We start from the raw sequence: 22,752 nt of genomic DNA, 5'->3' as shown, positions 1-22,752 counted from the left end.
GCAGACCACAGCAGAGCAACGCCTCTGTGTCACATGTACGTCACATGGATGCATCGTGCCCGTCCCATTGCGGGACACCCCGTCAGCGGCACCGGGACGGCACGCCATGATGTCCCCCATGACGAAGCGAATCACCCAGCAGCTCACCTACGACGCGCCCCTCGCGGACGTGGCCGCGATGCTGCGCGAGGAGACGTTCCGGGACGCGGTGTGCGCACGTCAGCGCGTGCTGAACCACACCGTGACCGTCCACGCCGACGGCGACGCCGCCGACGTGCAGATCACCCGGGAGCAGAAGGTCGAAGGCATCCCCAGCTTCGCGACGAAGTTCGTGGGCGAGTCGATCACGATCACCACCCGCGAGAACTGGGCCGACCTCACCACCGGCACCTACGACGTCGGCATCCCCGACAAGCCCGGCCACATCAGCGGCGCGGTCAGCCTCACCGAGGTGGACGGGAAGACCGTCGAGACCGTGGACCTGAAGATCCAGGTCTCGGTGCCGCTGGTCGGCGGCAAGTTGGAGGCGATCGTCGCCGACCTGCTCGAGGCCGCGCTGCGGACCGAGCACGAGGTCGGCGTCAAGCACCTCGCTCGCTGAACCACGCTGCACTGAACCGCACTGCAGGGGCCCGCGGAGCTGACCCGCTCAGAGCAGGTGGGGCAACTCCGAGGGGATGAACCAAGCGAGGTCGTCGTCGGGATCGGAGTCGGTGTCACGGTCCTCGACGTCGACGTGCGCCGAGACGAGCTGGCGCACCGGGAGCTTGGCTCCGGCCACGGGAACGGCATCGGTCTCGAAGACCAGCACCACCCGACGCAGACCGGCGACCCCACGCTCCACCGCCATCGCGGTCGAGGCGTCGGCCGCCGTGAGCAGGGCCGCATACTCGTCGCCCTCGTCGTCGGACTCCGCCACGACGGGCTCCACGCCCTCGGCGACGACGAACTCACCGGCGACGACTTCCTGGGCCAGGACGTCGGTGGTGGTGGGCAGGTAGATCCTGACGCTCACGTGTGCTCCTCGATGGTGCGGTTGCGCTTCGGAGCACCAGTCTTCCCCCCGCCGGCCCGTCGACGCCCACGCGGGGCCCTGGGACGCACGTCACTGGCGGTGTCGTGCAGCTCCTCCAGCGCTTCGGTGAGGCAGATCGCGAGGAGGTCGGCGTCGGGGACGAGGTCGCGGTCCGCGGTGATGCCGTAGCAGACCTTGCCGTCGTAGGAACTGACGCCGATCGCGAGGGCGTGCCCCGGGACCAACGGGTGCAACGGATAGCTCTCGACCATCTGCGACCCGGCCGCGTACAACGGGAACTGCGGGCCGGGGACGTTCGTCACCGACACCTGGAACCCTCGGCGCATCTCGCGGACCGCGACCCGGGAGCCGAGGGCGTGGAACGTCGTGGGGGCGAAACCGGAGATCCCGGCCAGTCGTTGGGCGCTGACCGCCTTGCCGGTCTCGCGGTGCCCCTGAAGGCCGTAGGAGACCCGGAGCAGCCGGACGACCGGGTTGACCTCGCCCACCGGGAGCATCACCTCCAGGCCGATCACCTGGGCTCCCAGCGACGTGGCCTCGAGCTCGTCGTCGATCACCGACATGGGGGCCAGCGCGCGGATCTCGCTGATCCCGAAGAGCGCCTCGTCGCGCGTCATCAGCCACGATCGCAGCGCACCGGTCACTGTCGCCAGCACCACGTCGTTGACGGTGGTTCCGTGCACGCGACGGATCCGCCGGTACTGCGCCAGGTCGGTGGAGACCGTCACGACCCGACGTTGCTGGGACAGCTCGCCGAGGAAGGGCACCGGACGAGCCGGACGTCCCCGGCCCAGCACGCCGACCAGCTGCTGCACCCGATCCACCTTCGCGTCGGCCCGACGACGCAGCGCGTCGACGTTGCTCCTGACCGACGAGAGCATCACCCGAGGGGACTCGATGTTGGCCCCGACCGCACCGATGACGAGGTCGCTGGCCGACGGCTGACGTCGTGGACGCCAGTCGTCGGGGTGCGCCGGAAGGTGACCTGGGTCGGTGTCGAGGACGACCTGACCGATGTCGACGGTGGCGACACCGTCCACCAGGATCTGGTGCGACTTCGACAGCACCGCCACCCGACCGCCCTCGAGCCCCTCGATGACGTAGACCTCCCACAGCGGACGGTTGCGGTCCAGCGGCCGGGAGATGATCCGGGCCGTCAGCTCCCGCAGTTGCCCCATCGATCCCGGCGCAGGCAGGGCGGAGCGTCGCACGTGGTAGGCCATGTCGAACTCGTGGTCGTCGACCCAGACCGGGTTGGCCAGACGTCCCGGCACCTCCACCAGCCGCTGCCGGTAGCGGGGGACGTAGGCGATCCGGTCGGCCACGATCGCGACGACACGGGCGTGGTCGAACCCCTCACGCCCCGGTTCGAAGATCTCGAGCGTGGCGTTGTGCATCGGCGTGGAGGCGGACTCCATGGCCAGGATCTGCAGGTCCCGCGAACGCAGGCGGTCGTCCATCGCTGCCCTTCCGTGCCGTGGAGTTGGTGGCACATGGGATTCTGGCAGAAACCGACCGCCCCGAGGAGAGACGTTCACATGACCGCACGCCCGGTTCCCCACGCCCACACCGTCCGGTCCCGCCGCGCACCGCGCCTGACCGTGCTCGCCTCCCTGGTCGCGCTCGGCGCCGTCGTCCTGACCGGTTGCTCCGAGGACGCCGAGGAGCCCGCCGGCACCGGTGAGCCCGTCGTGGTCAAGGTGACCCTGACCGACGACACCATCTCGCCGGTCGGCGAGGTCGTGAAGGTCAAGCCGGGCGAGCCCGTGAGCGTCGAGATCACCGCCGACCACGCCGGTGAGTTGCACGTGCACTCCAACCCCGAGCAGTCCCTCGCCTTCGAGGACGGCACCGTGACCCGAGAGGTCACCATCGACACCCCGGGCAGCGTCGACGTGGAGAGCCACGACCCCGCCACCACGGTGTTCCGCCTCCAGGTCCAGTGACGTGCTGGCACTGAGCCATCTGAGCGGCGCGACCACGACGGCCCCCTCGATCGCCTCCTCGATCACCGACTCGGCGATGCTGCAGGCGCACGGCATCGGCGGGGCCAAGGACCTCCCGATCCCCGCCGAGTACGCGGTGCTCGGCGCCGTGGCTGCACTGCTGTTGTCGTTCGTCGTCCTCGCCTTCGCGTGGCGACGCCCCCGCTTCGAGGAACGCACCCCGCACGTCTCCCTCCCGGCGCTGCAGCGTGTGGTGGAGAGCCGCGGATTCCTCCTCACGACCCGCACCGCGGGCATCATCGCGTTCCTGTACTGCCTGATGTGCCTGACGCTGGGCAAGGACCTGATCGACAACCCGATCTTCGGCATCACCTATGTGCTGCTGTGGGTGGGAATCGTGCCGGCGAGTCTGCTGCTGGGGCCGGTGTGGAAGTACATCAGCCCGTTCCGGACGTTCTCGGCGCTGCTGAACCGTCTCGGTGGCATCGATCCCGACGAGGGCATGTACCGCTACCCCGTGAAGCTCGGTCTGTGGCCCGCCGCGGTGGGGCTCTACCTGTTCGTCTGGATGGAACTCAGCGTCTGGGACGGCGGCACCACCCTGGGCGGCATTCGGCTCTGGCTCGCGGTCTACCTGGTCGCGATGGTGCTGGGCTCGGTGGTGTGGGGCAACCGCTTCCTCTCCTCCGCCGACCCGTTCGAGGTCTACTCCTCGCTGCTCGCGCGCCTCTCCCCCTGGGGTCGTGACGAGAAGGGCCAACTGGTCCTGATGTCGCCGTTGCGCAACCTCGCCGGGATCACCCCACGACCGGGGCTGGTGGCGGTGGTGGCCGTGCTCTTCGGCTCGACCGCCTACGACTCTTTCCACGAGTCCCCGCAGTGGGTGCGGTTCGTGTTCAGCAACGACATCAGCGAGACGCTCCTCAACAACGTCGCCTTCCTCGTCTTCTCGCTCCTGGCGGGTCTGATCTTCACCGTCGCCACGATGACCACCGGCGTCGCGGCCGGGACCGACCGGCGCACCCTTCCCGCGCTCTTCGCACACTCCATGGTGCCGATCGTCGTGGGGTACGTGTTCGCCCACTACTTCACGTTCCTGGTCGTCACCGGCCAGATGACGGTGCAGCAGATCAGCGACCCCTTCAGCAACGGTTCCAACTGGTTCGGCACCGCCGACATGGCCGTCAACCAGTGGATCCGTTCTCAGCCCACGTTGGTGGCCTGCCTCAAGGTCGGCGCCGTGGTGACGGGTCACGTCCTCGGCGCGGTTGCGGCCCACGACCGGGCTCTGGTGTTGTTGCCGCGCAAGCACCAGCTCTCCGGCCAGCTGACCCTGCTGACCGCGATGGTCGTCTTCACCGCTGGCGGGCTGTACCTGCTCTTCGCCGCCTGACCTCACCGCGCCCGGCCGATCGACGGGGCGCACCCTTCGTCCCCACCTGGACGGTCTCGGGGTGCACCACGTCGGTCAGCGCCCGGACCCCGACGGTGTAGCGCGAGTCCCACTCCGAGGGTCCCCGGCCCACGACGACTGCCTTGTCGAGCGCCGCTCTGTCCTCGGGCAGGAACCGGATCGCGTGCAGTGGCACGAACCCGGTGACGACGTCGGCCATCTCTGCCTCGGTCCACCCCAAGGACGGGCGGGTCCGGTTGATGACCACGGTGACCGGTGGGGCATCGCCCCACTCCCTCAACTGCGACAGCGAATGCGCCAGACGGGTGATCCCGACGGGGTCCGCCGCCCCCACCACCACGACCTCGTCGACGCTCCCGAGCACCTCCCGGTTCCATCCCTGCACGGAGGGCAGGAGCGGGTCCCCGGGACCGTCGGCCTCCAGTCCTGCGCCCAGGTCGACGACCACGTCGGCGAAGGTCGCGACCTCGTCCAGCACCTGCGCCAGTGCACCGGGCACCACCTCGTCCGCACGGTCGGGGCGCGGGAGCCCGGTGAGGACCCCGAGTCGAGAGGAGAGGGCGCGACAGACGGTGTGGGCGCGACCGCGCAGTGTCCCGGCGGTGGCGAGCCGGGCTGCAGCCAGGACCCCGGAGACCTGGTCGAGCACCCCGAGGTGTTGCGCGACGCAGGCATGGGGATCGGCGTCGACCACGACGACGGCCCTCCCCCGGTCAGCGAGTACTCCTGCGAGGGTGATCGCCAGCGTCGTTCTTCCCGGAGCTCCGACCGGCCCCCAGACCGCGAGGGTGCGTCCCCGGAAACCGGCGACCTGCGCCACCGACTCCAGCGGATCGACCCGACCGGTGGCCGGGTCCCAGCCGGGCAGGACACCTGGAACCCCGGTACCGGCGTCGTCGGCACGGGCGCGCCGGTCAGCGACCATCCGCACCAGTGCGGGCAGCTCTGCCATGTCGGTCTCCGCGACCACCGCCTCCGCGCCGCTGGCCAGGGCACGGTCGCGCAGTGCGTCCTGACTGCCTGCCGCCAGGATCACGACGGCACCCGCTCCGTGGGCGGACAGGTGGCGCACGACGGCCCCGTCCAGGCCGGGTGCCTCGGCCGCGACCACCGCGACCTCCCACTGGCCGGTGGTGACGCTCGCCATCAGGTCGTCGACGTCGACGCATCGCTTGAGCACGACCAGGCCGGGGGTCGCGTCGAGCTGTTCCAGCGCCGTCGACTCCCACCCGGCTCCGGCCGCGAGGATGCTGACGCACACCACACTCATCCGCGCCCCACCAGCACCAGCTCGTCGGCGCCGCTGGCTGCGACCACCCGGGCCACGTCCTCGGCCCGGTCCGGCACCTGCAGCACCACCTGACGTTCGTTGCTGGCCCCGACCAGCTCCTGGCCGCCGGCGTCGGTGGAGAGCACCGTCACCTCCCTCAGCAGCTCGGCCGCGGGCTTGGTGTCGGAGGGGTTGCGGGGCGAGACCCACACGTCGACGACAGAGCCCGCCACGACGCCGGGCGGCACGTGCACCGTCGGCAACGACACCGAGACCTGGACGACGTCGTCAGGGGTCTGGCCGAGCGCGGCCCGCGGCACGAGCTCGCCGACGCCGACCGAGCGGGTCAGACGGACGTCACCGGGACTTCCGTCAGCGACCACCAGGTACCGGTCGCGGTCGCCGTCGGAGGTGAACCGCACCCGGGTCTGGACCAGTGCTGCTGGGGAGAGACGGTCGCCGCGGGCAATGTCCTTGCCTGCGGCCCAGACTGCGACCGAGTCGTCGGCGGATCCCACCACCTGAGCCCCCAGGACCACCGACACCGCCACCAGCGTCACCCCGACCCACAACCGTGGGTCGCGCCATCCTGCCCGTTTGGCCACGGCGGCCCGAGGCATCTCGACCTGTTCCAGAGTTCCCACCACGGCCGCCATGATGGCGGCACCGCGCGGGACACCGTCGGCACTGTCCACAGTGCGAAGCCGGCTCCCTGCGGACCCTGACAGGTGCAGACTGCTGCTCACGTCTGCACCCGTACAGAACGGGGCTCTTCCACAGGCTGACGCAGTTGCCCTTAACCCAGCCGCGTTTCAGTGGCACCATGGAGGAATGGCCGCGACCCCACGCTTCCTCACCCTCGCCGACGTGGCAGAGGTGCTCAACACCTCCAGCGCGCAGGTGTATGCCCTGGTCCGCCGAGGCGACCTCCCTGCGATCAAGATCGGCGGACGTGGCCAGTGGCGGGTGGAGGCCCAGCAACTGGAGACGTTCATCGAGCAGATGTACGCCGAGACCAAGGCCTTCGTGGAGGATCACCCGTTCGTCGAGGGTGAGTCGAAGGCAAGCGTCACCGAATGACCCTGCGGCGCGTCTGACCCTCGCCGCACGCGCCCGTCAGGGAATCAGGGCCCCGGTGGAGCGCACCGCGCTCGCGGGCACGCCCGTCGCCCGGGTCGACCCGGGCAGGGGCTGAACGTGAAGCGTCGACGTCGCCGCTCCCGGAGCAGGCGTGACCGAGGGTGTCACCGCGATCGGCACGATGCTGGTGACGGTGCGTCGTTCTTGGAACGGGGTGTTCGCAGGCGCTGCGCCGAGCGCCACCAGTCCCATGACCGCGACGCCCAGCGCGGAACCGCCCAACGCCACGACGTGACGTGTGCGGCCTGCGGCGTGCGTGGCGGAGCTGCGCGCACCGTGACCGGACTCGACGACGCCCTGTCCCCGCACGGTCCCCTGCACCACGTAGGGGAACGGGGCGGCCAGCAGCGCCGCCCGCAGCCCGTCCGAGGTGGACACGGGGGCCGCCTGGCCCCACTGGTTGAGGTGGGTCTTCACCCATCCCTCACGTTCGACGGCGTCCCGGCAGCCGTGGCAGCCGTGGACGTGGTCCCAGGCTCGCTCCTCCTCCGACGACGACATCCGGCCGTCGAGAAGGACCGTGACCTTGGCACCGAGGTGGCCGATCATCGCTGACCGCCCAGGACCGCGATCGACTCGGTCGAGGGACCCGCGTACCGCTCGCGTCCCGACGCCGGTGCGCGGTGAGCCAGCGCGGCGCGCAGCATCGCGCGACCACGGTGGATCCGGGACCTGACGGTGCCGAGCTTGGCGCCGAGGATCTCCGCGACCTCCTCGTAGGAGAGTCCCTCCACGTCGCAGAGGACGACGGCAGCGCGGAAGTCTGGCGGGAGGGTGGCCAGCGCGGTCTCGACGTCGGCGTCGAAACGCTGCTCGGCGAAGGCCGCCTCCGGCGTCGGAGAGCTCGACGACAACCGGCTGGCCCGCTCGTCGGAGAGGGCATCGAACCGGATCCGCTGCTTGCGGCGGGCCTGGTCGAGGAAGAGGTTGGTGGTGATGCGGTGCAGCCAGCCCTCGAAGGTTCCCGGGGTGTAGGAGTCCAGGGAACGGAAAACGCGGACGAAGACCTCCTGGGTCAGGTCCTCGGCGTCGTGGCGGTCGCCGGTGAGGCGGTAGGCGAGGCGGAACACGCGGTCGGAGTGGCGCGTCACGACCTCTTCCCAGGTCGGAACGCCCTCCTGCGGGGACGTGTCCGGGTGGGTGAGGTCCATCTGCTCCTCCTCGAGCGACGAGGGACGTGCACGGGACGGTCGTCCGAACATGCGTCTTCTCCTGTCTGGAACGAGGCTAGGCACCTTGGCTGAGAAAAGTCTGTGAGCAGGCACAACTTCTCCTGCACGACTGGACCAACGTGCGGCAGGTCGCACGAGTTCCCGGCTCCCTCACCCGTGGAGCGCCCCGGTGTTCGTGCTACGCGATAGAGTCGACACGTCGTCAATCGACGCCCACGCCTGCCCCAACACCCGCCCACCCGCGGGTCGGCCCCAGGAGGTCCCCATCACCACCCCGATCGCTGACGCGAGCTGGAAGTACTCCGAAGAGTTCGTCACCGAGGACGAGGTGCTCCTGGCCGCCCGGGCACGCGCCGACGAGGTGGGAGTCTCCGCGGTCAGCAACGGCACCGGCGCAACGCTGCGGTTCCTTGCAGCCATCCTGGACGCCCGCACCGCGGTCGAGATCGGTACCGGCACCGGCGTCTCCGGGCTCTGGATCCTACGCGGCATGCGCCAGGACGGCGTCCTGACCACCGTCGACATCGAGGCCGAGCACCAGCGTCTGGCCAAGCAGACCTTCCGCGAGGCCGGCGTCCCCGCCCAGCGTGCCCGCACCATCTCCGGCGCCGCGCTCGACGTCCTCCCCCGCCTCACCGACGGACACTACGACCTCGTCTTCGTCGACGGTGACAAGCGCGAGAACTCCGCCTACCTCTCCGAAGCCCTGCGCCTGCTGCGACCCGGCGGCGTCGTGGCCTTCACCGACTCCCTGCTCGGCGATCGCGTCGCCGACCCGGCCCAGCGTGACGGCGAGACGATGGCGGTGCGCGAGCTGGTCCGTCTGGTCGCCGAGAACGACGACCTCGTCCCGGTCATGCTTCCGGTCGGCGACGGCCTGCTGGTCGCCAAGAAGGAGTGGGCCGGCGAGGCCTGATCCTCACCCCGTACCGCAACGCACGAAGGGCCCCGTTCTCGGCAGAGCGGGGCCCTTCGTGCGCGGTGCGTCGCGGTGGCGTCAGCCGCGAGCGCTGGACTCGAATCCGTCCCAGCCCTCGGCGATCGCGACGACCTCGAACTCTTCGATGAATTCAGGAGCTCCACCCGTCATCTCCGACACCGGAGCGGTCGCCGCGGCTGCGGTGAACGTCTCCTGGAAGGAGGCACGGGCCTCGGCGGTCGCGAACACGTAGGTGCCCTCGAACCACTCGCCCTCACGCATGCGCCAGGTCTTGAAGCGCAGACCCTGCATGCCGGTGAACTTGGCGTGGGACGCCTCCGCGACGTAGTCGCGCAGTGCGTCCGCGGTGTCGGCGCCGGCCCCGGTCAGGGACCACCGCACGCTGAGACCCCTCACGGGTACTCCTCTGTGATGGCAGGGATGGTGTCGGGACTGGCTCAGACGATGCCGGCGAGCGGCTCGTCGGTGGAGAGCCACTCGAGCAGCAGACGTGCTCCGAATCCGGTAGGACCAGTGGTCCACTCGAAGCGCTCCGCCGGCGCGTCGCCGACCGATGCCACGTCGAGGTGAGCCCACGGGACGTCCCCCGCGAAGTGCTGCAGGTAGAGCGCCGCGGTGATCGCACCGGGCCCGGGGCCCGAGTTGACGGAGTCGGCGATCTTGGAGGAGATCTTGTCCTCGTAGTCGTCCCACAACGGCATCCGCCAGACCCTCTCGCCCGATGCGGCGCCCGCGGCGTCGATCCGGGACGCGAGGGTCTCGTCGTTGGCGAAGAAGCCACCGGTGTGCTGGCCCAGGGCCACCTTCATCGCACCGGTCAGCGTGGCGACGTCGACGAGCACGTCGGGGGCGAGCTGGTCCACGGCGTAGGCCATCGCGTCGGCCATCACCAGACGCCCCTCGGCGTCGGTGTTGGTGACCTCGGTGGTGCGGCCGTTGGGGTGGACCAGGACGTCACCGGGACGCAGCGCGTTGCCGCTGATGACGTTCTCGGCGGCGGCGAGCAGACCGGTCACGCGGACCGGGCAGCCGACGTCGGCGAGGGCGGCCATCGCGGAGAGCACCACGGCGCCACCGGTCATGTCACGCTTCATGTGGAGCATGCTGTCGCCCGGCTTGATGCTGAGGCCGCCGGAGTCGAAGGTGATCGACTTGCCGACCAGGACGACGTGCGGGACGTCGGCGGTGTCGGCGCCCACCGGGGTGTAGGTCAGCTTGACCATCCGCGGCGGGCTGACCGAGGCACGACCGACACCGAGGATGCCTCCACACCCCTCTTCGGCCAGGCGCTGCTCGTCCCAGACCTCGACGTCGAGACCGGCCGAACCGGCCATCTCGACGGCCTGGGATGCGAGCCAGCCGGGGTTCTTCACGTTGGACGGCACCGTGGCGAGCATGCGGGCCCGCCAGGCGGCACCACCGATCGCGACGGCGCGGTCGACGACGGCCTGCTCGGCCTGCGGGTCACGACCACACAGGACGATGCGCGCGACGGGCTCGTCGCCCGCCTCGGCCTGGCGCCAGCGGAACTCGAACGAGCCCAGCATCGCGCCGACCACGGTGGCGGTGACACCCGCGGCACCGACGCCGTCGGGAAGGAGATAGGCGACGCTGTGGCGTCCCTTGGTCGCGCGGGCCAGCGAGGCCGCCGCGCGACGGAGGTCGGTGTCGGTGCCTTCACCGACGCCGACGGCCAGGACGACGCGCACGCCGCCCTGGCTGACCGGAAGGACGGTGACCGCCCCAACGGTGCCCTGTGCCCTGGCCGAGTCCAGGAGGGCGCGCAGGTCGAGCCCGAAGGCTGCGCCGGCTGCGTCCATCCCGGGCCCCGGGGTGACGGTGTCACCGTCCGGGGCCACGGTGAAGGCCAGGCATTCCACCTGCCCGATCTCGTGCGGCGCGAGCTCGCTCAGTGCGAACTGCGGCGGCGAGACCTGGGCGGGGAGCATGGACGCTTCGTCAACAGACACGATCAGCCAACAACACCCTGGAGTTCTTCCCGAAGAGACGTGGCCTCTTCGGCGTTGAGTTCGACTACGAGCCGGCCGCCCCCCTCGAGAGGCACGCGCATCACGATGCCGCGCCCCTCCTTGGTGACCTCCAGCGGTCCGTCGCCAGTCCTCGGCTTCATGGCCGCCATGAGCGCACCTCTGCTTCCTGTTCTGCGGCGACCCGGTGGTCGCCTGGAAATTCGGTTGCGTCCATTATCCCCCATTCGACCCAACTACGTGCACAGTGACCCACGACACAGGTGTTGTAGTGTGCCCACCTAAATGTCAGACAACAGTCAGAATGAGACCCATGCACGCCCGCTCCGCAGTCTTCGACGTCTACGGCGACCTCTTGGCCGACCGTGACCACAAGTCGACCGTCGCCGGTCTCGTCCGGCTTCTGGCACCCGTCGGGATCACTGCCCCCGCCGTCCGTACCGCCGTCAGCCGGATGGTCAGCCAGGGATGGCTCACCCCGGTCCGCCTCCCCCAAGGTCGTGGCTACTCCGCCACCGATCGCGCCGTGCAGCGCTTCCAGCACGCCCTGGAGCGCGCCTACCATCCTGCGAACGCAACGTGGGACAACACGTGGCACGTCGTGCTCACGCAGGCACCCACCGGTCGCACCGAACGCGCCCGCCTGACCCGCGAGCTCACCTACCTGGGTTACGCACAGCTCCAGGAGAACACCTGGGTGAGCCCGTACGCCCGCGCGGAACTCGCCGACACCCTCGAGCGCAACGCCACCACCGCCGTCACGGTCCGCACCGCGGACGTCGAGCCGTCCGACGCCTTCCTCAAGGCGTGGGACCTCGACGCGTTGGCACGCTCCTACCGCACCTGGCACGCCCAGGCCGCTGACCAGGTGGCCCACCACCTGGCGGCGCACGCCGACCCGGAGGAGGCAGCCTTCGCTGCGCGCTTCCACCTGGCTCACGAGTGGCGCAAGTTCCTCTTCTCCGACCCGGGCCTGCCGCTGCACCTGTTGCCGGCCGACTGGCCCGGCGTCGCGGCCGCGGTGTACTTCAACGAGCAGGCCGAACGCCTGAACCCCGCCGCCACGGCCTTCGTGGATCGCGTCCTCGCAGAGGACTGACGGTCGAGCCTCGTAGAGGACTGACGTTCCCCGCCGCCGGCGCCGGTCTCAGACCGCGCCGGTGGCGTAGGCGTAGGTGACACCCACCACACCCAGTGCCAGACCCACGTGGGCGAGGATCGAGAGGCCGGGGCCCGAGGCCCAGTCGTCCTCGTCGTCGGTGTTCGCGTGCTTGCCGCGCGCCGGCATCCACCGCATCAGCAGCCCGAGGCCGGCCACACCGGTGATCCACCATGCGACCAGGCCGACGAACCCGATCAGCAAGGTCGCGCCCAGCAGGTAGGGGAACCAGGTCAGCACCGCCACGGTCCCGGCGAGAGTGTGCAGGGTGAGGACCAGACCACTGCTGCGGCGGCGCCCCTGGGAGTCCTTGGCCCCGAGGCGCACCCGGGTCAGCACCACGACGACGATTCCGAGCACGCTGAGGATCCACACGACGACTGGCGACACGAGGGCAGTCTGCCCCCAGTCCAGCCGTTCACACCATGCGTGCTGGCCGGTGGACAGGACTCAGCCCGGCGGCCTCGTGGCGTGGAGCGGCCTCACTCGGCCGCGGTTCGCTGCTCCTGTTGGGTGGCGACACGTTCCAGGAGGGCATCCACCTCGGCCGGACAGTAGCCGCGCAGGGAGGTGCTGAACTTCGCTGCACGCAGGTCTGCAGCAGTGAGCTCTCCCGGCGGGAGAATCTGCCCCGGCACCTGGTCTGCACCGGCGAGGGTTCCGTACCCGCTGGCCAACGCGCCCACCGCTCCCAGGACGAGGACGACGGCAACGGTCGTGAACCACACCATCGTCAGCCCCACTGGCCTCGGCGCTGCGGCGGGTTGGTCGCGCTCTCGTGACGTGCCTTCTCCATGATCCGGACCGCCTCGCTCACGTCGTCGGTGAGGACCATCAGGTCAAGGTCCTTCTCGCCGATCATGCCGTTGCCCAGGAGCTGGTCGCGGATCCAGTCCACGAGTCCGCTCCAGTAGTCGACGCCGAGCAACACGATCGGGAACGAGGTGACGGTGCCGGTCTGGACCAGCGTGACCGCTTCGAAGAGTTCGTCGAGGGTCCCGACGCCACCCGGGAGCACGACGAACCCCTGCGTGTACTTGACGAACATCGTCTTGCGGGCGAAGAAGTAGCGGAAGTTGATCCCCTTGTCGACCCAACTGTTGAGGCCGGCCTCGAAGGGCAGTTCGATCCCCAGCCCGACGCTCACTCCCCCGGCCTGGGACGCACCCTTGTTGGCCGCCTCCATGGCACCGGGCCCACCTCCGGTCATGACGGCGAACCCGGCCTCGACGAGCTCGCGACCGAGCTGCTCACCCATCGCGTACCAGGGGTGGTCGACCTTCGTGCGCGCCGAACCGAAGACGCTGATCGCCGGGCCGAGGTCGGCCAGGGCACCGAAGCCCTCGACGAACTCCGAGGTGATGCGCATGACACGCCACGGGTCGGTGTGGACCCAGTCGGAGGGGCCGCGGGAGTCCAGCAACTTCTGGTCGTGGGTCTCGTGGTTGACCTGGCCTCGGCGCAGGCGCACAGGGCCCTGGAAGTGTTCACGCGGGTTGTCGTTCACGGGGTCGTCCTCTCGGGGTCCGGGCCGGGTCAGCGGCCCACGGATGACGGGTGCAGCTCAGGTGTGGCTCAGACGGTGAGCCAGCGGCGCAGCGTCTGTTCACAGGCGACGACGTCGGCCAGCGGCACGTGCTCGTCCTGCTTGTGGGCGAACATCGGGTCACCGGGACCATAGTTGACGGCCGGGACGCCGAGCTTGGTGAACTGGGCGACGTCGGTCCAGCCGAACTTGGGGGCGACCGGACGTCCGACGGCCTCGACGAACGCCTGCGCTGCAGGGCGGTCCAGACCGGGCATCGCGCCGGGCGCGAGGTCGGTGATCGTCACGTCGAAGCCGGCGAAGACGCCGCGGACGTAGGCCTCGGCCTGCTCCGCGGAGAGATCGGGCGCGAAGCGGTAGTTGATCGTCACGACGCACTCGTCAGGGATCACGTTGCCGGCGATGCCACCGGAGATGAAGACCGCATTGAGACCCTCGTGGTACTCGAGGCCGTCGATCACGGGCTTGCGGGGCTCGTAGGCACGCAGGCGGTCGAGGATCTCCCCGGCGCCGTGGATCGCGTTGACGCCGCGCCAGGCACGCGCGGAGTGAGAACGCTCGCCGAAGGCACGCACCTCACAGCGCAGGGTGCCCTGGCAGCCGGCCTCGACGCCGGCGTTGGAGGGCTCCATCAGGATCGCGAAGTCGGCGGCGAGGAGTTCGGGGTCGGACTCGGTGAGCTTGCGCAGACCGTTGTGGACGCTGGCAACCTCCTCGGCCTCGTAGAGGACGTAGGTGAGGTCGCGGTTGGCGTCGACGAGGTCGTGGGCGAGTTTGAGGATGACGGCGTCGCCACCCTTCATGTCGCAGGTGCCGAGACCGTGCATGACGTCACCCTCGATCCGGGCGCCGAAGTTGTCGTTGACCGGGACGGTGTCGAGGTGACCTGCCAGGACCACCCGCTCGTCGCGTCCGAAGTGGGTGCGAGCAACGACGGTGTGACCGCGGCGGGTCACCTCCAGGTGCCCCAGGGCACGCAGGGCGGCCTCGACGGCGTCGGCGATCTCGGCCTCCTCGTGGCTGACCGAAGGGATGTCCACCAACTGCGCGGTGAGCGAGACGACGTCCAGGGTCAGGTCGAGATCAGCCATGGGTCCATGCAACCAGACCGGGCATGAGGGCGGGCAACCGGTCGTGCCCGGATCAGGCCAGGCGTGCCGCCAACCGCGTCGCGTTCATGTGCGCGATCGCCTCGACCGAGACCATCGGGTTGACGCCCGACGCGGTCGGGAAGGTGGAGGCGTCGGCGACCACCAGGTTGGGTACCTCCCACGTCGCGCCGTCGGGGTCGAGTGCGGAGGTGGCGGGGTCTCCCCCCATCCGCACCGAACCCATCAGGTGCAGGGCTGCCATCGCGCAGTCCCCCGGCCCGTACCCACTGCTCAGGGCCGCCGCGGCGAAGGAGTCCAGGGTGCCGTCACGGCCCGGCCGGAAGCCGGCTCCGGACTGGTGGCCGGAAAAGATCGTGTGCGCCCCGGCCGCTTCGGCGATCCGGGCGGCGCCGACGACGCCGTGGTGCATCCTGGCGCGGTCGCGTTCGGAGAGGACGTAGTGGACGACAGGGTGGCCGTTGGCGTCGACCTCGACGCGTCCGGGGTCCTGGTCCCGGGTGATCACGCCGATCACGCCGGCGTGCGGGAGGTTGCGCATCATGTCGAGGTGCGCCTTGCCGCCGGTCCAGTTGAGGAACGCCAGGGCAGAGGCGGGGTTGGACGGGCCGGTCTCGTAGATGACGCCGTAGCCGTCACCGAGGTCGACGTGCTCGTCGCAGTAGCGGGTCTGCAGTCCGCCCTCCCACGGCGTGATGACCTCGTCGTGCAGGGCCCAGACCGCGGTGGCGGGGTGCATCCGGAGGTTGGCGCCGATCTGTGGGCTCTCCAGTCCGGAGCGACGCAGCAGCGCCGGGGTCTGCAGAGAACCGCCGGAGACCACGACGGCGCGGGCCCGCACTGTGAGGCGTTGTCCCTGGGGGCCGGTGGCCTCGACGCCGGTGGCGCGTCCGTTCTCGACCACGACGCGCTGCACGGTCGCCCCGACGTAGAGGCGGGCTCCGGCGTCGGCAGCGTCGGCGAGCCAGGTCTTGGCGGTGGACTGCTTGGCCCCGATCCGACACCCGTACCCGCAGCGTCCGCACTCGACGCCCTGGTCGCAGCCGATGACGTTGCGTGGCATGTCGCCGACGTTCCAGCCCAGTGCGCGGGCGCCGCGTTCGAGGACCTGGTCGCGGGGCGAGGGACGGTTGTGGTCGCGGTTGACGCCGATCCGGGTGCGGACCGCGGCGAGCGAGCGGGAGTACTCGTCGTCGACGAACTGCTCGACTCCGTGCGCGGCCCACTCCGCGCGGATCCGGTCGGGGGTGTCGAAGCTGGTGGTCCAGTTGACCACCGTGCCACCGCCCAGACCGGCGCCCTCGAGGATCGAGAGCTGTCCTTCTGCGGTGGCGGTGGGGCCGGCGGCGTAGAGCCGGGACAGTCCGCTGAGTTCGCCGCCGTCGAAGTCGCGGTCGTCGTGGTACTCACCGCGTTCGAGGACGACGACGTCCAGACCAGCCGCGGCGAGCACACCGGCGGCAGTCCCTCCCCCGGCGCCGGAACCGACCACGACGACGTCGCAGTCGAGGACGGCGTCGACGGTGATCCGGCTGACCGGGAGCGGGGGCACGGGTGCGTCGGTGCGGTTCCCGAGAGGGCCGGGGTAGCCGATCGCGTCCCAGACCGGAGAGTGGCCGGTGGGCCCGGGCGAGAGGTAGTACCCGAGGGTGGCGGCGCTCTTGAGCGCCTTGAACGCACCGCGGGCCAAGGGGTTCTCCGAGCGGGACATCGCGAGCAACGTCGCCTCACGCTGTTCGGCGTCGCGGTCCGCGAAGAGAGTCGGGTCCCCCGTGAGCAGGGCGGTGCCGTCGGGAGAGAGGAAGAGGTCGAGGAGTTGGACGAACTGGGCGCGTTCCTCCTCACGCGGACTGCCCTGGGCGAGCGCGGTGACCACCTGTGGAACTCCGAGCGCACTGGCCGGCGGGACGTCGTCGGCCCCCGGCGCGAAGGTGTCGCAGATCAGGGCGAGGACGTCTGCCTGCTCTGCAGTGAGCACGGCCTGGGGCGCTGGGGTGGTGGTCACGGGGGTTCCTCCTGGGACGGTTCGAGGGGCACCGCGACGCCTCTTCAGGAGAGTCGCGGTGCAGCCGAACCTAGGGGCGTGGTGTCACCCACGTCCAGAGAAAAGTGAGACTGGCGTCACTTTCTTTCCTGCACACCGCGCAGGGCCGGATCGGCGGGCACGAGCCCCAGGGAGCGCTCCCAGATGAGATTGATGGCTTCCACCATCGCCTCCTCGTCATAGTCGGCGCGCCCGGTGAGCCACGCCATCGCGACGCGTTCGACCATGAACGTCAGTGCGTGCGCAGTGAGGACCGGATCAAGGTCGGAGTACGCCAGGCCGGCGTCCTGCCAGCGCTGGATCGCACGAGTGGCACGCCCCTGCAGGGCGGAAGCGATCTCCCCACCCTGCTTGTGCACGACCTCATCGGTCTGGCCCACCTGGTACAGCAGGTTCATCAGCTTGGCGTTGCGGCGGATCGTCCGCACGAAGGCCGCATTGACCTCCCGCATCCTGGCCACCGGGTCAGCGGCTCGCGCCTCGGACTGCGGGGACACCTGGGTGATCTCGCTGACCACCTCAGCCATGACGGCAGCGAAGATCTCCTGCTTCGACCCGTAGTAGCGGTAGAGCGTGCCGGACGCGACCTGGGCCTCGTCGGTGATGTCGACCAGGCGGGCATCGAAGAAACCGTCGCGCTCGAAGATGACGCGCGCCGCCGCGACCAACTTGCGGGGTGTGCTCTCACGGCGCGGGTCGCGACGCCGACGGACAGGGGGGACGACCTCAGTGTCCTCGACACGACGGGACGTGGTCATGTGCTCCTCCAATTAGGGGATCTCGAGCCTAGGGGAGGTCGGCCCCCAAGCTCTGACGGGGTACTGGTCCAGAACTCACCAGTACAGAAAACCGGTCCCGAAGGGCGGTCGGACACCTCGGACGCCGGGTTCGAGAGGACCTCGCCACCCTGTTAGAAAACTAAGGTTGACGCCATCCTCACTTTCACCCTACGTTCCCGGAGTGAGCCACGTCACCCTCGTGACGAGGCGAATCGCGACACAGCGATCCCGACCAGCAGTGGCCCCGGGTCCCGGCGAAAGGCAACCAATGCGAACGATGCGACGTCCCGACCGAAGGAAGGTGTCCGCGGTCCTCGCGGCCGGCCTCCTCCTGACCGCGACCGCGTGCGGCAGTGACGCGGAAGAGTCCGAGTCCAAGGGCGATCTGCCCCAGGGCGAAGAGCTGAAGATCGGCTTCTTCAACCCCAAGGCGGGCCCCCTGACCCAGCCGGGAGCCACAGTCGGCGCCTTCGCCGCCGAGGACTACATCAACTACGAACTCGGCGGCATCCACGGACGCCCCGTCAAGCTCGTCGAGTGCGCCACCGACCACTCCGCCGAGACGGCGAGGAGCTGTGCGAACAAGTTCGTCGAGGAGAAGGTCGTCACCGTCCTCGACGGCTACAACTACAAGTCGAGCAGCGCGCACGAGATTCTCGCCGCGGCCAAGATCCCCATGGTCGGCGCGATCCCGTTCGACCTCGCCAGCGGCAACACCGCGGACAACAACGTCTACTTCAGCGCCACCACCACCGACTTCCTCACCGGTTCCATCCAGGCCTTCGCCAAGGACGGCGCCAAGTCGCTCACCCTGGTCGCAGCGGACACCGAGAGCGGACGGGGCCTGATCGAGGGGTTCGCCAAGAACATCGGCAAGGCCGCCGGCGTCGAGGTCAACGGCCTCTACATCTCGGAGCAGAACTTCAACATCGACAGCGCCGCCGCGACGATCAAGGAGACCAACCCCGACGTCGCCGGCATGATGGCCGTCCAGAACCCCAACCAGTGCACCCAGCTGGTCCAGGGCCTGCGCCAGAACGGCTACGAAGGCACCATCCTCACCGCCGCCTGCACCGAGTACATCAAGCAGGCTCCCACGGAGTCCGAGGGCAGCGCCCTCTACTCCTCGCACTGGCTCGCCACCGCCAAGGACTTCGCCCCTGACGAGAAGAAGACCGAGATCGAGGCCGCCGAGAAGGCGATCAACGCCGAGGTCAAGGAGAACGGCGGCGTCGCCGACTACTACGCCTACGGCCAGTTCGCCGCCACCGTCACCCTGGCCAACGCCCTCGAGGCCGGCTCTGCCGACGCCCTGACCGGCGAGGGCATCCTCACCACGCTCAAGGCACTCAAGGACTTCGACAGCTTCCTCGGCCCGAAGATCACCTGCGACGGCAACCCGATGTACGCCGCCTGCAGCAACGAGATCCTCGTCTTCGAGGTCGACGGCGACGGCCGCACCGAACCGCTGGGCGGCGGCTGGACCGACGTCGACCGCACCATCACCGACAAGCTGCTGATTGCCGCCGCTCAGGCTGCCGCGAAGGGCTGAGAACACCCATGGACCAGGTACTCCAGTTCGCCGTGATCGGCCTCTCCGCAGGGGCCGTCTACGCGGTGCTCGCCAGCAGTCTCGTGGCGGTCTACTCGGCCACCGGGCTGATCAACTTCGCCCAGGGCGCGGTCGCCCTCTGGGCCTTGTGGCAGACCGCCGCACTGCAGTACGACGGAACCCTGGTCCTCCCGGTCGGCAGCGTGTCCCTCTCCGAGGGACCGCTGTCGACCTGGCCGGCAGTCCTCATCGGCGTCCTCTCGGGCGTCGTGTGGAGCCTCGCCGCGCACTTTCTCGTCTTCAAGCCACTGCGCAAGGCCCCGGCCCTCGCGCAGGTGGTCGCCTCCATCGGCGTCCTGCTGCTGCTGATCTCGCTGGTCTCGCTGCGCTTCGACTCGATCTCCATCTACCAGGTGACGTCCCCGTTCACCGATGAGGCCATCGCCGTCGGCGAGGTGACGCTCTCGCGCAACAACCTCGTGCTCGCCGCGGTCGCCCTCGTCGTGGCGCTCTGCCTCTGGGCGTACTTCCGCTTCACCACCCCCGGCATCGCCACTCGGGCAGCCGCCGAGTCGGAGCAGGCGGCCCGGCTCATGGGCTTCTCCCCCGACCGACTCGCCGTGGTCGTGTGGGCGATCACCGGCGCGGCGTCGAGCTTCGTGGTGATCCTCGCCGCAGCCAAGCTCGGGCTCAGCCCCACCACCTACGCCTTCCACGTCGTCCCCGCACTCGCGGTGGCCCTGATCGGACGCATGACGTCGGTCGTCGTGGCCGCCGTTGCCGGTCTCGTCCTCGGCGCGCTCCAGTCCGACGTCACCTACCTCACCACCAAGCAGTGGTGGCCCGACTGGATCCAGCCCTCGGTCGTGGACGTGCTGCCGTTGCTGATCGTCGTCGTCACGCTCTTCGCGTTCGGCGGCAAGATCCCGGCACGCGGCAACACCGGAGAGGTCCGGATGCCTGCGGTCCCGACCCCGTCGTTCAAGCCGGTCGTCTTCGTCGGTCTGGTCGCGATCGTCGCCGTCGCGATGGTGCTGACCAGCGGGACCTGGCGCTACGCGGTGATCAGTTCGGTGATCATGACCGTCCTGGCGCTCTCAGTGGTGCTGCTGACCGGATACTTGGGCCAGATCTCGGTGGCGACGATCGCCTTCGCGGGCATCGGAGGCTTCCTGCTCTCCAAGCTCGGCAACTCCTGGGGCGTGCCGTTCCCGGCGAACATGCTGCTCGCCGTCCTCGGCGCCACCGTCGTGGGCGTGGTGGTCGGGCTCCCGGCACTGCGGATCCGCGGGGCGCAGCTGGCCGTCGTGACGATGGCCGCCGCGGTGGCCCTGCAGAACTTCGTCCTCAACAACACTGCGCTGACCCCCATCACCGGCAACCCTGTCAAGAGCCCCGAGCTCTTCGGGTACTCCTTCGGCGTCACCCAGGGGTCCACCCCGATCACCCTGCAGTTCGGCCTCTTCGCGCTCTTCTTCACCGCCCTGATGACATGGGCCGTCATCGCGATCCTGCGCGGTGCCACCGGCCGGGCGTTCCTGGCGGTCCGCTCCAACGAACGTGCCGCCGCCTCGGCCGGCATCGACGTGGCCGGCACCAAGGTCCTCGGCTTCGCGCTCTCCTCGTTCCTCGCCGGTGTCGGCGGCTGCCTCATCGCGTTCAGCCACGGCCACGTCTCGGGGTCGTCCTACTCGATCGTTGCCGGGCTCACCCTGCTCGCGATGGTCTACCTCGGTGGCATCACCAGCGTCTCCGGGGCTGTCATCGCCGGGGTCGCTGCCCCGCTCGGCCTGCTCTACACGCTGCTCAACAACACCTTCGAGGCCGGCCAGTACTACTCGCTGATCGCCTCCCTGCTGCTGATCGTCACCGCGGTGCTGAACCCGACCGGCATCGCCGGGACGGTCCACTCCCTGCGCCAGCACCTCAAGCAGTCGCACGACGAGCCCACGCCCACCCCGGTCGAGACCAAGGAGCCGGTCCATGCCTGAGTCGCCCTCTCCCACCCTCCGGAAGGAGCCGGCAGTCTCCGGCGTCCCTTCACCCGTGGAGCTGCTGCGTACCGAGAACCTGTCGGTCCGCTACGGCGGCGTCACCGCCAACGAGGACGTCTGCCTCAGCGTCCACGCCGGCGAGGTGGTCGCCCTGATCGGCCCCAACGGCGCCGGGAAGACCACCTTCGTCGACGCCGTCACCGGCTACGCCCCCTCCAGCGGCACCGTCCACCTCGACGACAAGAAGCTGACCGGTGGACCGCACAAGCGGCGACGCGCCGGGCTCGGCCGCACCTGGCAGGCAGGCGAACTCTTCGACGACGTCACCGTCGCCGACAACATCGCCGTCGCCGCCCGTACGGTCGGACTGCGCACGCTCGGTGCGGACCTGCTGGGACGCAGCCGCGGCAGCCGCCCCGAGGAGGCAGAGGCCCTCGAACTGCTCGGGCTCACCGACGTGGCCCACCGCCACCCCTCCGAACTCTCGATGGGACGTCAGAAGCTGGTCGGCGTCGCGCGCGCCCTCGTCGGGAACACCTCGGTGGTGCTCCTGGACGAACCCGCTGCCGGACTCGACACCCACGAGAGCCGCCAACTGGGCCACGACGTGCGTCGGGTCGCGGCGTCCGGACGCGGCGTGCTGCTGATCGACCACGACATGTCACTCGTCATGGACTTCGCAGACCGGATCTACGTCCTCGACTTCGGCAAGGTGATCGCCTCCGGGACCCCGGCCGAGGTCCGCAGCGACGCCCGCGTCGTCGCCGCCTACCTGGGAGGCGTGGCATGAGCAAGGTCCTGTCCCAGCCCGACGCCCACTCCCCCGCCGAGAAGGCCTCGGAGCCCGCACTCAGCGTCCGAGGACTCACCGGAGGCCACCACGGACTGGTCGCGGTCCGCGACGTCACCTTCGACGTCGCCGACGGCGAGGTCCTGACCATCCTCGGCCCCAACGGCGCCGGGAAGTCCACGACGCTGCTCAGCATCGTCGGGGTGCTGCGACGGATGGGCGGAGAGGTGCTCTCACACGGCGAGACACTGGGCTCCAAGCCCGAGGTCAACGCCCGTCGCGGCGTCACCCTGGTTCCCGACGACCGGGGCGTCTTCCACCAACTCTCCGTGGCCGACAACCTGCGCCTGACCCGCAACTCTGCGGACCTCGAGTCGGTACTGGACGACTTCCCCAAGCTGCGCAGCCTCTGGAAGCGACGCTGCGGGCTGCTCAGCGGCGGCGAGCAGCAGATGTTGGCCCTGGCCAAGGCACTGCTGCAGAAACCGAAGGTGCTGCTGGTCGACGAACTCAGCCTCGGTCTCGCCCCGAAGGCGGCCCAGGAACTGATGCCGATCCTGCGTCACCAGGCCGACGAACGAGGTCTCGCCGTCGTGCTGGTCGAGCAGCACGTCGATCTCGCGCTCTCGATCGCGGACACCGCCGCAGTGCTGCGCCACGGCCGGATCGAACTGAAGGACGACGCGGCGCTCCTGCGTGAGCAGCGACACCGCATCGAGGACGCCTACTTCGGGCGTCAGGGACACGACCCCTCGTCCCACTGAGACTCGTCGTCATCCGGTTGCGGTCGGCTGCCGGATGACGACGTCACCACTCGGGGCCGGTTGCTGACCCGGCCCCGCCGGGCGCGTCTCCCCACGCACCCGAACTCAT

Annotated in this window: 25 protein-coding genes; 10 read left to right on the top strand and 15 right to left on the bottom strand. The window is 69.7% G+C overall.

Features of this window, described 5'->3' with window-relative positions; genetic code table 11:
- Positions 1–118 precede the first annotated feature (118 nt).
- On the top strand, positions 119–601 hold the full coding sequence (locus tag EOV43_RS03755; protein ID WP_164878644.1) for a DUF2505 domain-containing protein: 483 nt from the start codon (positions 119–121) through the stop codon (positions 599–601).
- Between the two features lie 48 nt (positions 602–649).
- On the opposite strand, the gene EOV43_RS03750 is transcribed toward EOV43_RS03755, so the two are convergent.
- Together EOV43_RS03750 and EOV43_RS03745 are read right to left on the bottom strand one after the other, a co-directional pair.
- Complete coding sequence (locus EOV43_RS03750; protein WP_128219746.1) at positions 650–1,015, bottom strand: DUF6912 family protein; 366 nt, start codon at positions 1,013–1,015, stop codon at positions 650–652.
- A complete protein-coding gene (locus EOV43_RS03745) occupies positions 1,012–2,496 on the bottom strand; it encodes a WS/DGAT/MGAT family O-acyltransferase (RefSeq protein ID WP_128219745.1) in 1,485 nt (494 codons plus the stop codon). Before EOV43_RS03745 ends, EOV43_RS03750 begins: the two co-directional genes overlap by 4 nt.
- Before the next feature lie 78 nt (positions 2,497–2,574).
- Here EOV43_RS03745 and EOV43_RS03740 point away from each other — a divergent pair, with 78 nt between their 5' ends.
- Positions 2,575–2,982 (top strand): hypothetical protein, encoded by a 408-nt coding sequence (locus EOV43_RS03740; protein ID WP_128219744.1) that lies wholly within the window; start codon positions 2,575–2,577, stop codon positions 2,980–2,982.
- Position 2,983: 1 nt separating this feature from the next.
- A complete protein-coding gene (locus EOV43_RS03735) occupies positions 2,984–4,375 on the top strand; it encodes a hypothetical protein (RefSeq protein WP_239022214.1) in 1,392 nt (463 codons plus the stop codon).
- On the opposite strand, the gene EOV43_RS03730 is transcribed toward EOV43_RS03735, so the two are convergent.
- Together EOV43_RS03730 and EOV43_RS03725 are read right to left on the bottom strand one after the other, a co-directional pair.
- The gene (locus EOV43_RS03730) at positions 4,338–5,657 is read right to left on the bottom strand and encodes a CpaE/TadZ family protein (protein WP_164878643.1); all 1,320 of its coding nucleotides are present in this window, start codon (positions 5,655–5,657) and stop codon (positions 4,338–4,340) included. The genes EOV43_RS03735 and EOV43_RS03730 overlap by 38 nt on opposite strands.
- A 5-nt stretch (positions 5,658–5,662) precedes the next feature.
- A complete protein-coding gene (locus tag EOV43_RS03725) occupies positions 5,663–6,361 on the bottom strand; it encodes a hypothetical protein (RefSeq protein ID WP_128219742.1) in 699 nt (232 codons plus the stop codon).
- Between the two features lie 136 nt (positions 6,362–6,497).
- Between EOV43_RS03725 and EOV43_RS03720 the strand changes: the two genes are divergently transcribed.
- Positions 6,498–6,746 (top strand): helix-turn-helix domain-containing protein, encoded by a 249-nt coding sequence (locus EOV43_RS03720; protein WP_128219741.1) that lies wholly within the window; start codon positions 6,498–6,500, stop codon positions 6,744–6,746.
- 36 nt (positions 6,747–6,782) lie between these two features.
- On the opposite strand, the gene EOV43_RS03715 is transcribed toward EOV43_RS03720, so the two are convergent.
- Together EOV43_RS03715 and sigE are read right to left on the bottom strand one after the other, a co-directional pair.
- The gene (locus EOV43_RS03715; RefSeq protein ID WP_128219740.1) at positions 6,783–7,355 is read right to left on the bottom strand and encodes a hypothetical protein; all 573 of its coding nucleotides are present in this window, start codon (positions 7,353–7,355) and stop codon (positions 6,783–6,785) included.
- On the bottom strand, positions 7,352–7,957 hold the full coding sequence (gene sigE, locus EOV43_RS03710) for an RNA polymerase sigma factor SigE (protein ID WP_239022277.1): 606 nt from the start codon (positions 7,955–7,957) through the stop codon (positions 7,352–7,354). Before sigE ends, EOV43_RS03715 begins: the two co-directional genes overlap by 4 nt.
- Positions 7,958–8,147: 190 nt before the next feature.
- On the opposite strand from sigE, the gene EOV43_RS03705 reads away from it, so the two are divergent.
- A complete protein-coding gene (locus EOV43_RS03705) occupies positions 8,148–8,894 on the top strand; it encodes an O-methyltransferase (protein WP_465263378.1) in 747 nt (248 codons plus the stop codon).
- Between the two features lie 81 nt (positions 8,895–8,975).
- On the opposite strand, the gene EOV43_RS03700 is transcribed toward EOV43_RS03705, so the two are convergent.
- Genes EOV43_RS03700 through EOV43_RS03690 form a run of 3 tightly spaced genes read right to left on the bottom strand, consistent with a single transcriptional unit; the run spans position 8,976 to position 11,058 of the window.
- Positions 8,976–9,314, bottom strand: coding sequence for a hypothetical protein (locus tag EOV43_RS03700; RefSeq protein WP_128219738.1), 339 nt, complete (start codon positions 9,312–9,314; stop codon positions 8,976–8,978).
- 41 nt (positions 9,315–9,355) lie between these two features.
- Positions 9,356–10,867 carry a leucyl aminopeptidase family protein gene (locus tag EOV43_RS03695; RefSeq protein ID WP_128219737.1) on the bottom strand — a complete coding sequence of 504 codons (1,512 nt, stop codon included), beginning with the start codon at positions 10,865–10,867 and terminating at the stop codon, positions 9,356–9,358.
- 23 nt (positions 10,868–10,890) lie between these two features.
- On the bottom strand, positions 10,891–11,058 hold the full coding sequence (locus EOV43_RS03690; RefSeq protein ID WP_128219736.1) for a DUF3117 domain-containing protein: 168 nt from the start codon (positions 11,056–11,058) through the stop codon (positions 10,891–10,893).
- A 161-nt stretch (positions 11,059–11,219) separates the two neighbouring features.
- Here EOV43_RS03690 and EOV43_RS03685 point away from each other — a divergent pair, with 161 nt between their 5' ends.
- Positions 11,220–12,005, top strand: coding sequence for a PaaX family transcriptional regulator (locus EOV43_RS03685; protein ID WP_206611388.1), 786 nt, complete (start codon positions 11,220–11,222; stop codon positions 12,003–12,005).
- 48 nt (positions 12,006–12,053) lie between these two features.
- Here EOV43_RS03685 and EOV43_RS03680 read toward each other — a convergent pair whose 3' ends face one another.
- The 6 genes from EOV43_RS03680 to EOV43_RS03655 all read right to left on the bottom strand — a co-directional run bounded on the left by EOV43_RS03680 (position 12,054) and on the right by EOV43_RS03655 (position 17,522).
- Complete coding sequence (locus EOV43_RS03680) at positions 12,054–12,455, bottom strand: hypothetical protein (RefSeq protein ID WP_128219734.1); 402 nt, start codon at positions 12,453–12,455, stop codon at positions 12,054–12,056.
- A gap of 92 nt (positions 12,456–12,547) precedes the next feature.
- Positions 12,548–12,796 (bottom strand): DivIVA domain-containing protein, encoded by a 249-nt coding sequence (locus EOV43_RS03675; RefSeq protein WP_128219733.1) that lies wholly within the window; start codon positions 12,794–12,796, stop codon positions 12,548–12,550.
- Positions 12,797–12,798: 2 nt separating this feature from the next.
- Positions 12,799–13,572, bottom strand: a complete 774-nt coding sequence (locus EOV43_RS03670; protein ID WP_239022213.1) for an LOG family protein — start codon at positions 13,570–13,572, stop codon at positions 12,799–12,801.
- A gap of 68 nt (positions 13,573–13,640) precedes the next feature.
- Positions 13,641–14,702: a succinyl-diaminopimelate desuccinylase gene (dapE, locus tag EOV43_RS03665; RefSeq protein WP_128219732.1), complete on the bottom strand. Its 1,062-nt coding sequence runs from the start codon at positions 14,700–14,702 to the stop codon at positions 13,641–13,643.
- A gap of 52 nt (positions 14,703–14,754) precedes the next feature.
- Positions 14,755–16,725: a GMC family oxidoreductase N-terminal domain-containing protein gene (locus EOV43_RS03660; protein ID WP_206611387.1), complete on the bottom strand. Its 1,971-nt coding sequence runs from the start codon at positions 16,723–16,725 to the stop codon at positions 14,755–14,757.
- Between the two features lie 116 nt (positions 16,726–16,841).
- On the bottom strand, positions 16,842–17,522 hold the full coding sequence (locus EOV43_RS03655) for a TetR/AcrR family transcriptional regulator (RefSeq protein ID WP_128219731.1): 681 nt from the start codon (positions 17,520–17,522) through the stop codon (positions 16,842–16,844).
- 298 nt (positions 17,523–17,820) lie between these two features.
- Here EOV43_RS03655 and EOV43_RS03650 point away from each other — a divergent pair, with 298 nt between their 5' ends.
- Genes EOV43_RS03650 through EOV43_RS03635 form a run of 4 tightly spaced genes read left to right on the top strand, consistent with a single transcriptional unit; the run spans position 17,821 to position 22,643 of the window.
- Complete coding sequence (locus EOV43_RS03650; RefSeq protein ID WP_164878642.1) at positions 17,821–19,095, top strand: ABC transporter substrate-binding protein; 1,275 nt, start codon at positions 17,821–17,823, stop codon at positions 19,093–19,095.
- An 8-nt stretch (positions 19,096–19,103) separates the two neighbouring features.
- Positions 19,104–21,086: an ABC transporter permease gene (locus EOV43_RS03645; RefSeq protein WP_128219729.1), complete on the top strand. Its 1,983-nt coding sequence runs from the start codon at positions 19,104–19,106 to the stop codon at positions 21,084–21,086.
- Positions 21,079–21,879, top strand: a complete 801-nt coding sequence (locus EOV43_RS03640; RefSeq protein ID WP_128219728.1) for an ABC transporter ATP-binding protein — start codon at positions 21,079–21,081, stop codon at positions 21,877–21,879. Before EOV43_RS03645 ends, EOV43_RS03640 begins: the two co-directional genes overlap by 8 nt.
- Positions 21,876–22,643, top strand: coding sequence for an ABC transporter ATP-binding protein (locus EOV43_RS03635; RefSeq protein ID WP_128219727.1), 768 nt, complete (start codon positions 21,876–21,878; stop codon positions 22,641–22,643). The genes EOV43_RS03640 and EOV43_RS03635 overlap by 4 nt, the downstream gene beginning before the upstream one ends.
- Positions 22,644–22,752 lie beyond the last annotated feature (109 nt).

It is taken from the genome of Nocardioides yefusunii, from assembly GCF_004014875.1.
GTDB classification, from domain to species: Bacteria; Actinomycetota; Actinomycetes; order Propionibacteriales; family Nocardioidaceae; genus Nocardioides; species Nocardioides yefusunii.
Note: the sequence above shows the minus strand (reverse complement) of the source record. Positions and strands in the feature narration are given on the sequence as shown.